The 12,874-nt window shown below is 61.4% G+C and carries 17 protein-coding genes, 1 pseudogene and 2 riboswitches; of the genes and pseudogenes, 11 read left to right on the forward strand and 7 right to left on the reverse strand.

Annotated features, from left to right (window positions below):
- Window positions 1-4 precede the first annotated feature (4 nt).
- Together LG281_RS05600 and dctP are read right to left on the reverse strand one after the other, a co-directional pair.
- The gene (locus LG281_RS05600) at window positions 5-523 is read right to left on the reverse strand and encodes a TRAP transporter small permease (RefSeq protein WP_404405198.1); all 519 of its coding nucleotides are present in this window, start codon (window positions 521-523) and stop codon (window positions 5-7) included.
- Between the two features lie 83 nt (window positions 524-606).
- Complete coding sequence (dctP, locus tag LG281_RS05605; protein WP_404405200.1) at window positions 607-1,617, reverse strand: TRAP transporter substrate-binding protein DctP; 1,011 nt, start codon at window positions 1,615-1,617, stop codon at window positions 607-609.
- 268 nt (window positions 1,618-1,885) lie between these two features.
- Between dctP and LG281_RS05610 the strand changes: the two genes are divergently transcribed.
- The 3 genes from LG281_RS05610 to LG281_RS05620 are packed head-to-tail and all read left to right on the forward strand — an operon-like array spanning window position 1,886 to window position 3,266.
- Complete coding sequence (locus LG281_RS05610) at window positions 1,886-2,830, forward strand: ornithine cyclodeaminase family protein (protein ID WP_404405202.1); 945 nt, start codon at window positions 1,886-1,888, stop codon at window positions 2,828-2,830.
- A gap of 39 nt (window positions 2,831-2,869) precedes the next feature.
- Complete coding sequence (locus LG281_RS05615) at window positions 2,870-3,088, forward strand: proline racemase family protein (protein WP_404405204.1); 219 nt, start codon at window positions 2,870-2,872, stop codon at window positions 3,086-3,088.
- On the forward strand, window positions 2,997-3,266 hold the full coding sequence (locus tag LG281_RS05620; protein WP_404405206.1) for a proline racemase family protein: 270 nt from the start codon (window positions 2,997-2,999) through the stop codon (window positions 3,264-3,266). The genes LG281_RS05615 and LG281_RS05620 overlap by 92 nt, the downstream gene beginning before the upstream one ends.
- Before the next feature lie 34 nt (window positions 3,267-3,300).
- On the opposite strand, the gene LG281_RS05625 is transcribed toward LG281_RS05620, so the two are convergent.
- The 5 genes from LG281_RS05625 to LG281_RS05645 all read right to left on the reverse strand — a co-directional run bounded on the left by LG281_RS05625 (window position 3,301) and on the right by LG281_RS05645 (window position 5,374).
- A complete protein-coding gene (locus LG281_RS05625) occupies window positions 3,301-3,474 on the reverse strand; it encodes a TIGR02186 family protein (RefSeq protein ID WP_404406632.1) in 174 nt (57 codons plus the stop codon).
- 9 nt (window positions 3,475-3,483) lie between these two features.
- Complete coding sequence (locus tag LG281_RS05630; protein ID WP_404406634.1) at window positions 3,484-3,792, reverse strand: transposase; 309 nt, start codon at window positions 3,790-3,792, stop codon at window positions 3,484-3,486.
- A 352-nt stretch (window positions 3,793-4,144) separates the two neighbouring features.
- On the reverse strand, window positions 4,145-4,615 hold the full coding sequence (locus LG281_RS05635) for a 6,7-dimethyl-8-ribityllumazine synthase (protein ID WP_404405208.1): 471 nt from the start codon (window positions 4,613-4,615) through the stop codon (window positions 4,145-4,147).
- Between the two features lie 66 nt (window positions 4,616-4,681).
- Window positions 4,682-4,812, reverse strand: a riboswitch (FMN riboswitch).
- Window positions 4,813-4,896: 84 nt separating this feature from the next.
- Window positions 4,897-5,079 carry a hypothetical protein gene (locus LG281_RS05640; RefSeq protein WP_404405210.1) on the reverse strand — a complete coding sequence of 61 codons (183 nt, stop codon included), beginning with the start codon at window positions 5,077-5,079 and terminating at the stop codon, window positions 4,897-4,899.
- A gap of 49 nt (window positions 5,080-5,128) precedes the next feature.
- On the reverse strand, window positions 5,129-5,374 hold the full coding sequence (locus LG281_RS05645) for a TetR/AcrR family transcriptional regulator (protein WP_404405212.1): 246 nt from the start codon (window positions 5,372-5,374) through the stop codon (window positions 5,129-5,131).
- A 132-nt stretch (window positions 5,375-5,506) separates the two neighbouring features.
- A riboswitch (TPP riboswitch) is annotated at window positions 5,507-5,630 on the forward strand.
- Between the two features lie 91 nt (window positions 5,631-5,721).
- Here LG281_RS05645 and thiC point away from each other — a divergent pair.
- The 8 genes and pseudogenes from thiC to LG281_RS05685 form a co-directional block, all read left to right on the forward strand.
- Window positions 5,722-7,524: a phosphomethylpyrimidine synthase ThiC gene (thiC, locus tag LG281_RS05650; protein ID WP_404405214.1), complete on the forward strand. Its 1,803-nt coding sequence runs from the start codon at window positions 5,722-5,724 to the stop codon at window positions 7,522-7,524.
- 5 nt (window positions 7,525-7,529) lie between these two features.
- A complete protein-coding gene (thiO, locus tag LG281_RS05655) occupies window positions 7,530-8,537 on the forward strand; it encodes a glycine oxidase ThiO (RefSeq protein WP_404405216.1) in 1,008 nt (335 codons plus the stop codon).
- The gene (thiS, locus tag LG281_RS05660) at window positions 8,506-8,703 is read left to right on the forward strand and encodes a sulfur carrier protein ThiS (RefSeq protein ID WP_404405218.1); all 198 of its coding nucleotides are present in this window, start codon (window positions 8,506-8,508) and stop codon (window positions 8,701-8,703) included. Before thiO ends, thiS begins: the two co-directional genes overlap by 32 nt.
- Before the next feature lie 4 nt (window positions 8,704-8,707).
- Window positions 8,708-9,496, forward strand: a complete 789-nt coding sequence (locus LG281_RS05665; RefSeq protein WP_404405220.1) for a thiazole synthase — start codon at window positions 8,708-8,710, stop codon at window positions 9,494-9,496.
- Window positions 9,497-9,741: 245 nt separating this feature from the next.
- Window positions 9,742-10,356: a thiamine phosphate synthase gene (locus LG281_RS05670; protein ID WP_404405222.1), complete on the forward strand. Its 615-nt coding sequence runs from the start codon at window positions 9,742-9,744 to the stop codon at window positions 10,354-10,356.
- Window positions 10,353-11,324, forward strand: a complete 972-nt coding sequence (locus LG281_RS05675; RefSeq protein ID WP_404405224.1) for a ThiF family adenylyltransferase — start codon at window positions 10,353-10,355, stop codon at window positions 11,322-11,324. Before LG281_RS05670 ends, LG281_RS05675 begins: the two co-directional genes overlap by 4 nt.
- Window positions 11,321-12,064: a bifunctional hydroxymethylpyrimidine kinase/phosphomethylpyrimidine kinase gene (gene thiD, locus LG281_RS05680; RefSeq protein WP_404405226.1), complete on the forward strand. Its 744-nt coding sequence runs from the start codon at window positions 11,321-11,323 to the stop codon at window positions 12,062-12,064. The genes LG281_RS05675 and thiD overlap by 4 nt, the downstream gene beginning before the upstream one ends.
- Before the next feature lie 100 nt (window positions 12,065-12,164).
- Window positions 12,165-12,529 (forward strand): annotated as a pseudogene (locus tag LG281_RS05685) (IS481 family transposase); the annotation flags it as partial.
- Window positions 12,530-12,874 lie beyond the last annotated feature (345 nt).

The raw sequence follows: 12,874 nt of genomic DNA on the forward strand, positions 1-12,874 counted from the left end.
TAGATCACTCCACTTCCGCCGACGGATCGCCGGGCTGAATTGCCTTCCCGGTGATCTCGAGGATCAAGTCCCGGGTTAGATAGATGACGAACAGAATCGACGCGACGAACATGCTCGACTGCGATACCCACCACGGAATTGCAAAAACCGGAGTGGCTTGACCGCGCTCCAGCCCGAAGGAAAAAAGCGACCACGCCCAGGTGACGAACATGATCGCGACACCGAGCGAAATCGCGGTCGACACGATTGACGCCGCACGCCACACCTTGGGGTTCTTGGACAGGACCCGCACGAAATCAGCTGCCAGATGCGAACGGTCGCGGGACGCCAGCGCAGCGCCGAGCATGTAGAACCACATGATCGACAGCAGCATGATCTCCTCCAGCCCGAAGATCGGCGTTTTAAGAACGACTCGGCTGAAAATGCCAACTGTCAAAAGCGCGGCGACGAGGAGTCCAACGACTATCAATATTGGTTGAATGATACGAACGACGATAGCGTCGAGCGTCTTGAGAAACTGCACCGGCTTGCCTCCCCTTCTTGCCTGCTCGTGCATATGTGCTACGGGGCCGCGGTGACCGCGGCCCCGATTGCCATTTCCGATCCTTATTCAGGAACCGAAGCGTTGGCGCGGACGACGTCCATGATTTCGGAGCCAAGGGCTTCCTCGACCTGTGGCCAAACCTCGGCGCGAACACGCTCGACCCAAGCGGCTTTTTCTTCCGGCGTAGGAACGATGTATTCCATGCCCGCCTCTTGCGCGGCTGCAATCCACCTTTCGTCCTCGGCACGCGCCTCGGCGAATTGCGCATCGATCACAGCCGTTGCAGCGTCCTCAACGATCTGACGATCCTCCTCGGACATCCCCTCCCACGTGCCGGCATTCATAAGCAGCGAGTAGGATGAAAAATTGTGCGAGGATTGCACGAAGTAGTCGAGCTGATCGCGGAAGTATTCGTAGTCCCAGTAAATCACGTTGGAGCTATCGCCATCCACGACACCGGTCTGGAGCGAGGTGTAGACCTCTGCCCAGTCGATCGGAACGGCCTGAAAGCCCATAGCCTGAACCGTCTGCGGCAATGGAAAGATCGGCTGCGACCGGACCCGCAGGCCCTCGGCTTCTTCAAAGCTGGTAGCATAGCGCCCCTTGGTGGCGATACCGCCAAAGCCCTCAGGGAACGGACCGAAGTATTTGAGGCCAATTTCCTCATAGACGGGCTCGATGACGTCGCGCACCCAGCCATCCTTACCGAAGGATTCGATGGCATCATCCCACCCCAGAACGAGATATGGGATGTAGTTCACTCCGATGCGCTGATCGTATGAAGTCTGTGGCCAGGTAATCATCATGTCGACGTTGCCGCGAACAAGCTGGTCGAAAAGCTCCTGCTGCCCTCCGAGCTCGCCTTGATAGAACACGCTGACCTCGATGCGCCCGTCCGAGTTTTCCTCGATCATCGACGCCCAGTTCTGCATGGCCTGGCCAAGAACAGAGTCGCGATCCCCGGCTTCACTGGTCAGAACGAGCTCATATTCCTGCCCGTTAGCCTGCACTGCGAAAGCGCCCAACGTTGCGGCAGCGAGTGCTATTGCGGAAATGTTGAAGAGTTTCACCATGGTCCTCCCTTGAACGTAGTGGCATTGGGCAAAATCAGATTACCCCATCCAATCATCATCGGAGGCAGAGTGGCTGGAGCACAAACGAGAATATTCATCGCTCCTGCATAAGTTGAACCTAATGCCCATCGGCAGGATACTCTTGCTTGCTTGGCTTTCGGCATTAGGCAAGATCAATACAGCAATCCAGTAGATCGTTACGGAGCCGCGAAACACGAATCCGCGTCGCGCCTCCGTAACGCAACGTACGACAATCGAGAGAACCACGATGACTTCACCCCGTCTGATCACCTACGATGACGCCGCTGCCCTCGTGGACTGGCCCGGTGCCGTTGCCGCGCTGCGCGAGGGCCACGCCCGCCCCAAGGCCCAGGTGGGCGACATCTTCCTCGGTCCCTCCGAGGGCTCGTTACTCAGCCGCGGCGCGTTTATCGAAGGGCTCGGATTCGGTGTAAAATCGGTCACCGTCTTCGGCGGCAATCCGGCTGCGGGCCTGCCCAGTATTCAGGGCGCGATGTTGATGTTCGAGCCCACGCACGGGACCCTGACCGCGATCATCGACAGCAGGCTCGTCACCGAGCTAAAAACGGCGGCGGATTCCGTTCTGGGCGCCTCCCTGCTCGCCCGGCCTGACAGCGAAACGCTGCTGATCGTAGGCGCTGGTGCGGTGGCGCGTAGCCTGATCGACGCCTATACGGCGCTGTTTCCATCGATCAAGCGCATCCGGATCTGGGCACGCCGAAATGAGCAGGCCGAAGCGCTGGCGCGCGAGGTTCAGGTTGCGGGCATGGACATTGTGGCGACGGCCGATCTCGCCGAGGCGGCGGGGAAAGCCGACATCATCTCGTCGGCCACCATGGCGCGCGAGCCGGTGCTGCGCGGCGCCTGGATCAAGCCCGGTACGCATGTGGACCTGATCGGCGCCTTCAAAGCCGATATGCGTGAGGCGGACGATGCGCTGATTTCTGAAAGCGCGCTCTTTGTCGACAGCCGCGATACCACGATCCATCACATCGGCGAGTTGATGATCCCGATTGCCGCTGGTGTCATCACCGCGGATAGCGTCAGGGGCGACCTTTACGATCTGGTCGGCGGCACTGCACCGGGGCGTCAGTCGGAGACCGAAATCACACTCTTCAAGAACGGCGGCGGCGCTCATCTCGATCTCATGATCGCCGAATACATCGCGCAAGCGATGGAGCACGGAGCCTGATTTCCCGGCGCATACGCCAACCCCGAGGACACAACGAAAATGGCATTCAAGAGAACGATCCATGCTGTGGACACCCATGCCGGCACGCCTATGCGCGTCGTGACCGGCGGTATTCCGCATATCCCGGGGAAAACCGCTTACGACAAGATGAAATGGATGGAGGCGAATGACGACGGATTGCGCAAGCTGCTCCTGCGCGAAGATGGCGGTCCTTCATGCCAAGGGGGAGTTGCCACTCAACCAGGATTTCCGCCATGAGGGAATTCTTGGCAATATCTACATCGGGCAGCTTGTCGAACCCGCAAGGATCGGCGACCGCGCCGCCGTTGTTCCAACGGTCAAGGGCACCAGCTGGATTTACGGCATCAATACGATCGTCCTCGACTATGACGATCCCTTCGTCGAGGGCTTCACCGTTGGCGACACCTGGGCTTGATGAACGGGCTTCTGGGTGATCGGCTACGGCTCTGTCAGCGTCTGAACAGCACGCCACCGAGCCACCCGGTTCCTGCGGCGATGAGGACGGCCGCAACACCGTACAGCGAGCGGACGAAGGCAGGGCGCGAAATGGCGCGCTCGAACAACCCCTGGGTGCGAACGAAGAAGCTCGATGAACTCGAACTTACGACGTCGCTATCGACGATAGCCGGGAGCTAAGCCAAATACGCCTTGTCCTCATGGGAGCCGAGATTGTCCATGCCGACGATATCGCCAGGCTTCAGCGTCGGCATGAGCACGTGTTCGACGTAGAGCAGGAACGGCTCGCCGTTGATCGGCCCGTCGATGAGCCATGGCGCCTCGACCCGGTCGTGGCGCAAGGCGGCAATGAAGGTGGATGTCTTCCAGTGCCTGTGCGGAACCGTAGCCTTGAGGCGCTGACCGCGCGTCGGCCTGCCACGCAGCGCCGCCATGTCCGTCTTGGCCCAAGCCTCATCGATGAAGACGAGGCAGGAAGGGGCGATCCGGCCCCGATACCTGGCGCATTGTGCCCGTCGGCGGGCGACATGGGGGGCGTTGCTGCTCGTTGGCGATCAGCGACTTTTTATGCGTAGGCCCTCCGGCGCGGACGAACTCCCAAACCAAGCAGTTGTCGACAATCAGGCCGTGCTCATCGGCCAGTTCCTTGACAAGGCTGCGCAGCGTGAAGGGCCTCTCGCCGCAAGCGGCGACGCAGCCAATCGGCGTGCTCTCCTGAAAGCTTCTTCGGCTGGTGGCCACCCGTCTTGCCCGGCGTGACACTGCCGCTCTCCTCAAAGCACTTCACCCAACTGATCGCAACCCCGAAGCGCCGTCTGCCGACGGCGCGCGAGTGTTTCAAGCTGCAGCCGATGCAGTGCTGAAGGTGTGACCGGCGTAAAACCCCGTAACCTCAATGGCCGCATCTGCGGCCTCGATGCCCTTCTTTTTGAAGTGTTCAAAGAAGAAGTGATGGTGTTCTTCGGTAGGTTGAAAGTGGTGCGGGGTGAGCGATACCGAGAGTACCGGAACATTCGTTTTCAATTGCACGTCCATGAGCCCTGAAACGACAGCCCCGGCCACGAAATCGTGGCGGTAAATACCGCCATCGACCACAAGCGCTGCAGCAGCAATCGCTTCGTAATGTCCGGTCTGGGCAAGGTTCTGCGCAAGAAGCGGCATTTCGAACGCTCCCGGCACGTCGAAAACCTCTATTTCCGCCGTGGGCGCGCGCTCGGCGAGCCTCTGCTTGAAACCAACCAACGCCTGGTCAACGATTTCGCCGTGCCAGCGTGCTTTGATGAATGCGAATTTGAGGGATTTTGTCATAGCTCAAGATCCTTTCCACATGACAAGATCCCAGAGCGCGAAAAGCGCACAGCCAGACAGCTGCACACTCATTCTCTACCATCCGGACTATTACCGTCGGCCTCGGAATTTCACCGAAGTCTGCTGACCCCTCCAAGGGAAGGCGCTCGCGGGCTATCACCGCCGGTGGGGACTTTCACCCCGCCCTGAGAACACAGCCGAGGTAAGTCAGACCGAGAGGAAAGTCAAACCATGTAAAATGCCAGCGTCAGTTGGAGCTCTCTCCCTTTCGTCCGATCGCCTCAGGTTGCGCAGCGGACGACCATTCGCGTCAGGCTTTGGAGCATGTCATCGAGGTGGGCTTGATCGCGCACGTCATATTTCACTGCCGATGCGAAGTTGACGATTGCGTCGGCGAGCTGCTGGGGTGTCATGCAGGACGCGTGAATTTCATCCTCAGCCGACATCACGAGCTTCTCTACCACGCGGCGAACCCCTTCTTTGGCCTCATCGATTACATTTCTGCTTTCAACCCTACCCCCCGATGATGTCTTCAGCGTTGGATGTCGCATGAAGCATCGCATAGGGTCGCGCCAGATGCTCCAAAACGACGTCGAGCTGTCCGCCGAGGTCGCTGCAGCCTGCCAGTTCTGCCTCGGTTTGCCGGAGCTCGCGATCCATCAAGAAGCGAATTGTCGCCACCAGGATCGCATCCTTGTTAGGAAACGTGTTGTAAAGGGTCTGCCATGCTATGCCCGCCTCAAGAGCGATGTCGTTCATGCTCCTGCTCCATTAATAAAGCTTCGCGTTGCGCAGTTGCGACGCAATCCAGGACAAGCGCCCAGCTTCTGAACGCGCAACGGATGCCTACGGCGCGAGGTTGACAGATCGGCTTAGCCGTTCCAATAATTCGAGCATAGCCAGGGGAGCTCCGGCAAGGAGCTGAGAGGCCGATAGATGCGCAAGGCATCGGCGCGGCGACCCTTTGAACCTGATCCAGTTAACGCTGGCGGAGGGACGGTTGAACCGCAACGGGCGCGTCGTGTATGCACGCGTCCGCGATCGCGGCAGGAATCTCCACATACCGCACGCGTGAATTGGATCTCCAACTGGTCAGGGAGAGCCAAATGAACGCAATAACGCCCACGATCACTGAAGGGCCTTTGCCCGCGTCGCGCAAAATCCATATCGCCGGCACGCGCCATCCGGATATCCGTGTGCCCTTGCGCGAGATCGCCTTGCATCCGACCGCCGACGAGCCGCCGGTTCGGGTCTATGACAGTTCCGGGCCCTACACCGATCCGGATGTCAGGACGGAAATCGAGGAGGGCCTGCCGCGCCTGCGGGAAACGTGGATCGCCGGGCGCGGCGACGTGGAACCCTATGAGGGCCGCGTCGTGCGCCCCGAAGACAACGGCTTCACAAGCGGGGCCAAGCTCACCCCGGAATTCCCCAATCTCAAACAGCCCTACCGCGCCAAACCCGGTCAGGCCGTGACCCAGCTCGCCTATGCGCGCGCCGGCATTGTCACGCCGGAGATGGAGTTCGTGGCCATCCGCGAGAATCTCGGACGCCAGCAGCTCAAGGAGCAGCGCGCGCGAGACGGCGAGAGCTGGGGCGCGGCCCTTCCCGACCACGTGACGCCGGAGTTCGTGCGCGACGAGATCGCCCGCGGCCGCGCCGTGCTGCCAGCGAACATCAATCACCCCGAAAGCGAACCGATGATCATCGGGCGCAATTTCCTCGTGAAGATCAACGCCAATATCGGCAATTCCGCCGTTACCTCCTCCATGGCCGAGGAAGTCGAGAAGATGGTGTGGGCGATCCGGTGGGGCGCCGACACGGTGATGGACCTGTCCACGGGCCGGAATATCCACAATATCCGGGAGTGGATCATCCGCAATTCGCCGGTCCCGATCGGCACGGTGCCGATTTACCAGGCACTCGAAAAGGTCAACGGCATCGCCGAAGACCTCAGCTGGGAGGTGTTCCGCGACACGCTGATCGAGCAGGCCGAACAAGGGGTGGATTATTTCACCATCCATGCCGGGGTGCGGCTGCCTTATGTGCCACTGACCGCGGAGCGGACGACGGGCATTGTCTCCCGCGGCGGCTCGATCATGGCGAAGTGGTGCCTGCATCACCACAAGGAGAGCTTTCTCTACGAGCATTTCGAGGAGATCTGTGACATCTGCCGCAGCTATGACGTCGCCTTCTCACTCGGGGACGGTCTGCGCCCCGGATCCATCGCCGACGCCAACGACGCAGCGCAGTTCGCCGAGCTCGAAACCCTCGGGGAACTGACACGAATTGCCTGGAAGAAGGATTGCCAGGTGATGGTCGAGGGCCCCGGTCACGTACCGATGCACAAGATCAAGGAGAACATGGACAAGCAGCTCGCCACATGCGGCGAGGCACCCTTCTATACGCTGGGCCCGCTCACGACCGACATTGCGCCGGGCTACGACCACATCACCTCCGGTATCGGCGCGGCGATGATCGGTTGGTTCGGCACGGCGATGCTCTGCTACGTCACCCCCAAGGAGCATCTGGGCCTGCCCGACCGCGACGACGTGAAGACGGGGGTCATCACCTATAAGATCGCCGCCCACGCCGCCGATCTGGCCAAAGGGCATCCGGCAGCGCGGATGCGTGACGACGCCTTGAGCCGGGCACGGTTCGAATTCCGCTGGGAGGACCAGTTCAACCTCTCGCTCGATCCCGACACCGCACGGGCTTTTCATGACGAGACGCTGCCGAAGGAAGCGCACAAGGTCGCCCATTTCTGCTCCATGTGCGGTCCGAAATTCTGCTCTATGCGCATTTCGCACGATATCCGCGACGAGGCGCGGCGGGACGGCATGGAAAGGATGGCGGAAAAATATCGCCAGTCGGGCGATCTCTACATGCCGGTCGACCCGGCAGAGTGACCAACATGCGCGTTACCGTGATCGGAGCCGGCGTGGCCGGCCTGGCAGTTGCGGCAGAGCTGATGGCGCGGCAAATTGCCGTCGAGGTGATCGAGCGCGGGCCCGCTCCGGGTCCGCAATCGTGCTCGTGGTATGCCGGCGGCATGCTCGCGCCCTGGTGCGAAGGTGAGACCGCCGAGGAACCTGTGGTCCGGCTCGGGCAGCAGGCAGCGGACTGGTGGCAGGCGCAAGGCGTTGAGGTCACCCGGCGCGGCACATTGGTCGTCGCCCCGTCCCGCGACGGCGGGGAACTTGCCCGTTTCGCGCGCCGGACGGAACAGCATCAATGGCTCGAACGCGACGCGCTCGGTGCGCTCGAGCCCGAGCTGGCGGCGCAGTTTGCAAAGGCTCTCTATTTTCCGCGCGAGGCGCATATCGATCCGCGTCAGGCGCTGGCCGTGCTTGCGCACAAGCTCGAAGCTGGCGGCGTGACGATACGCTACGGCTCAGAACAGGCGCCACAAGCACAGGACAGTACCGTCATCGATGCCAGAGGCTTCGGCGCGCGGGACGAGTTGCCGGATCTGCGCGGTGTCAAGGGCGAGATGCTCGTCCTCAAGACGCGCGATATCGCGATCTCGCGCCCGGTTCGGCTGCTGCATCCAAGGGTCCCGGCCTATCTCGTTCCGCGTGGCAACGGCGTCTACATGCTCGGCGCAACACAGATCGAGAGCGAGGACCGGCGCCGGATCACGGCACGCGGGATGGTCGATCTCCTCAATGCCGCCTATGCCGTCCACCCGGCGTTTGCCGAGGCCGAGATCATCGAAACAGGTGCGGATGTGCGGCCCGCATTCCCCGACAACCTGCCACGGCTTCGATGGCGCGGCGGGACGCTGCACGTCAACGGCCTGTTCCGTCACGGCTTTCTGCTTGCGCCAGCCTGCGCGCGCTTGGCGGCGGAAGCGATTGCGAACCCTGACAACATTCCGGAGATGATGGATGAAGATCGTGGTGAATGGAGAACCGCGTGAGGTCGAGGCATTGCACCTCGAAGCGGTCCTTATGGAACTCGGCTATGGCGATGGGCGCGTCGCGACCGCGTTGAACGGGGAGTTCGTGCCAAAGCCCCTGCGCGCCACGACGACACTCGGCGACAACGACCGCCTTGAGGTTCTTGCGCCGATGCAGGGCGGTTGAAGCGATGCAGCTCTATGACGTGAACATCGCTTCGCGGCTCCTGCTGGGGACCGCCCAATACCCCTCGCCGGCAGTGCTTGCCGGGGCCGTCAAGGCGTCGGGAACCGAAGTCGTAACCGTATCGCTCCGGCGTGAAGCCGGCGGGAACCAACACGGCCAGGCGTTCTGGCGGCTGATTTCCGAGCTTGGTGTGCGCGTACTGCCCAATACCGCCGGCTGCCACAGCGTGAAGGATGCCGTGACCACGGCCCATATGGCACGCGAGGTGTTCGGCACTGCCTGGATCAAGCTCGAGGTCATCGGCGACAACGACACCTTGTGTCCGGACGTGTTGGCGCTGGTGGAAGCAGCACGGATCCTGTGCAGCGAGGGGTTCGAGGTGTTCCCCTACACAACCGAAGACCTCGTGGTTGCCGAACGCTTGCTCGAGGCGGGCTGCAAGGTGCTGATGCCATGGGGCGCACCCATCGGCACGGGACTCGGCCTCAACAACATCTACGGCCTGCGCACCTTGCGTGCTCATTTTGCCGAGGTTCCACTCATCGTCGACGCGGGGATCGGACTGCCCTCACATGCCGCGCACGCGATGGAACTGGGCTTTGATGCCGTGCTGCTCAACACGGCCATCGCGCGCGCCGGCGATCCGGTCGGCATGGCGAAAGCCTTTGCCAGCGCCATCGCAGCCGGCGTGGCAGGCCGCGCCGCCGACCCGATGGAACCGCGCGACATGGCGCGCCCGTCGACACCTGTTTTCGGTTTGGCGAGCCTAGGACCTGTCATCAATTATGGATAGGGGTTTGATTATGCATAAATCGTTCAATACCAAGCGTTTTCCGGAGGGCGGGGTTATCCCCCGTTCTGCGGAAAACGGGCCGGCAGTGGGCGATTTATGCATAACCCTTCGGGCGCGCCATAGTCCGGCCCTTTTCGCGGAAAGTCCCGCTTGTGGACATCAGTCCACGGCACGGCACTTTCCGCGAAAATCGCTCGGACTATGGCGCGTCAAACCCCTATCCATAATTGATGACAGGCCCTAGCATGACACACCTGCTCGACCCGTTCTACCTGATCGTCGATAGCGCCGCCTGGATGGAACGGCTGCTTCCGCTGGGCGTGAAGCTCGTGCAACTGCGGCTCAAGGACCATTCCGATGCCGTGGTGCGCGCAGAAATTCAGCGCGCCAAGACACTCTGCGCGCGCCATGGCTGCCAATTGATCGTCAATGATCACTGGCGCGCGGCGATCGCGCTGGAGTGCGGCTTCGTTCATCTCGGTCAGGGCGATTTGGACGCCGCGGATATACCCGCAATCCGCAAGGCAGGGCTCCGCCTTGGGCTATCGACGCACGATCATGCCGAGCTCGACCGCGCCCTATCCCATGATCCCGACTACGTCGCGTTGGGGCCGGTTTACCCCACCATCCTCAAAAAGATGCCGTGGGCGCCTCAGGGCCTGGCCAGAATCGCCGAATGGAAATCGCTGATCGGAAAACGCCCCCTCGTTGCGATAGGCGGTCTCAATCCCGAGCGCCTGGCCGGCGTCTTTGCGGCCGGAGCCGACAGCGCGGCAGTGGTGACCGACATCACCCTGAGCGCGAATCCCCGAGCGCGCACCCGTCAGTGGCTGAACGCAACGCACAAGAGGCGAAAATGAGCCGATATGCACGTCAGATGATCATGCCTGAATTCGGGGAAACAGGGCAACGGAAACTGCGCGACGCGCGCGTGGTCGTGGTGGGCGCGGGCGGCCTGGGTAGCCCCGTCTTGAGTTATCTCGCCGGTGCCGGCGTCGGACAGATTGCAATTATCGACCCCGATAGCGTCGAAGAGAGCAATCTCCACCGGCAGCCGCTCTTTCGCATGGCAGACATCGGCAAGCCCAAGGCGCAGGCCGCGGCAGCGGCGATCGCACACTACAATCCCGATGTTTGCGTGACGGCACACGCGGAAAGGCTCGAGCCCGCCAACGCGGCGGCGCTGTGCGATGGCGCGGATGTCGTCATCGATGCCGCCGATAGCTTTGCGGCAACCTACACATTGTCCGACCACTGTCTGGCGAGCGGACAAACGCTGGTCTCCGCCTCCGTGCTCGGATTTACCGGCTATGCGGGGGGCTATTGCGGTGGCCGCGCCCCAAGCGTGCGGGCGGTCTTCCCCGATTTACCGCGAAGCGCCGGCGATTGCGCGACGGCCGGCGTCAGCGGCCCGGCGGTCGGCGTTCTGGGCAGCTTGCAGGCGCAAATGGCGATGAACTACCTGCTGGGCATTGCGCCATCACCGCTGGGGATCATGATCCGCGTCGATCTCATGCGGCTATCGGTCTCAAACTTTTTCTTCACCGACGCCGGGGAGCCCGCTGAAGGCCTGCGATTCATTTCCGCCTCCGATCTCCGCCCCAACGACCTGCTTATCGATTTGCGCAGTACGAACGAAGCGCCCGATCCCGTTGCCCCGCAGGCCCTCAGGACGCAAGCGGATCAAGTCGTCAATGTGGTGTCCAACGCCGCTGGCCGTCGCGTCGTGCTGTGCTGCCGCAGCGGGCTGCGCGCCTGGAACGCAGCCCTTTCGCTCAGACAGACCGGACATGAAGACCTCGCGCTGATCGCAGCGGGCCCTGCATGACGTCGCATGTGATCGTCATCGGCGGGTCCGATTCCAGCGGTGGCGCGGGTCTGTCGCGTGATGTCGCCACGCTCGCCGAGCTCGGCCGCGAGGCCCGGCCCGTGCTGACGGCCGTCACCGCGCAGACCCATCGTGCCGTTGCAGCAATCACGCTTATGGACCCTCAGCTCGTCGCCCGGCAACTCATCGCCGCCTTCGAAACCGGACCGGTCGGCGCCGTCAAAATCGGCATGCTTGGCAATGGCGCAATCGTGGCGGCGATCGCGAAGGTGCTCGCGCAATATCGGCCGGTCCCCGTCGTCATCGATCCCGTAATTGCGTCGTCCTCCGGTCGGAGATTGCTTTCCGACGACGGACTTGAGGCACTCAAGCATATATTGATACCGCTCTGCCGTGTGGTGACGCCAAATCTGCCGGAGGCGTCCATCCTGACAGGCACGGATTTGGCGGCATGCGCCCAGGACGTTGAAGCTCAGGCCCGTGTTCTACAAAGCTATGGCGCGCAATTCGCTCTCATCAAGGGTGGCCACGGCGAGGGCGCCGAGGCCATCGACTGGCTGTTCGGCGGCCCTGCCCCACACCGCTTGAGCGCGCCCCGCCTGCCCGTTACCCTGCGCGGCACAGGGTGCACTCTGGCCGCGGCAATCGCGGCCTATCTCGCAGACGATCAGACGACCCGCCGATCATGTTCTTTGGCAAAAGATTTCCTGAGCAAAAAGCTACGCCGCCGTGTGACTTAAGCGCCACCGTGGCATTTCATCGCCCAAGCGCCGAGAGGCTAGGATGTTTGATCCCAGGTTTTGATGGGGCATTCTTATCTTACGAATCAAAGGATGCGCCATGGGCCAAGTTCACCATGGGAGCGCCACGACGACAGCGGCGGTCCGTCGAGCGATACAACATAGTCAAGAGAGCCTGAGGGTGCTCTCGAAGCGGTACGGAATCAATCAGAAAACCGTCGCCAAGTGGAAGAAGCGGTTATCGTCGCTTTCCGGCGCTATACGCTGTTGCCGTTCGACAACTGCCTCTTTGCCCTACAGCCGACAATCCCGCATCTGACACGCTCGTCACTGCACCGCTGCCTGCAGCGCCACGGCATCGGCCGACTGCCCGAAGTCGAAGCCGACCAGCCTTCGAAGAAAAAGTTCAAAAGCTATCCGGTCGGCTACTTCCACATCGATATCGCCGAGGTGCGCACCGAACAGGATAACCCTACACTCAGGCACCCCAATGTCGGGATCCCTACCTTCCAGTCGATGGACACCTTGAGCTGCGACCGATCGATCTGGCTGGGGGGTGAGATCGATATCGATGCAATCAAAGCCAACGATTATGTGCATTGGGAATGTAAAGAGACCAACGAGGGGATGGTTCGACAGGTTATCCGTAGAATTTCTGCCGCTTCAACCTGGTCTACCAAAGGGAAGTATGCGCGTTAAATATATTCGACTCGAAATGGGCACAAACTTTTGCATTCCTTCGGACCGGTCGTTACCATAGATGGCGAAACATCAGAACATATATACAGATACGCTAGACTTATCCTATTC

Source organism: Pelagibacterium halotolerans, assembly GCF_044811015.1.
In the GTDB taxonomy this organism is placed as follows: domain Bacteria; phylum Pseudomonadota; class Alphaproteobacteria; order Rhizobiales; family Devosiaceae; genus Pelagibacterium; species Pelagibacterium halotolerans_A.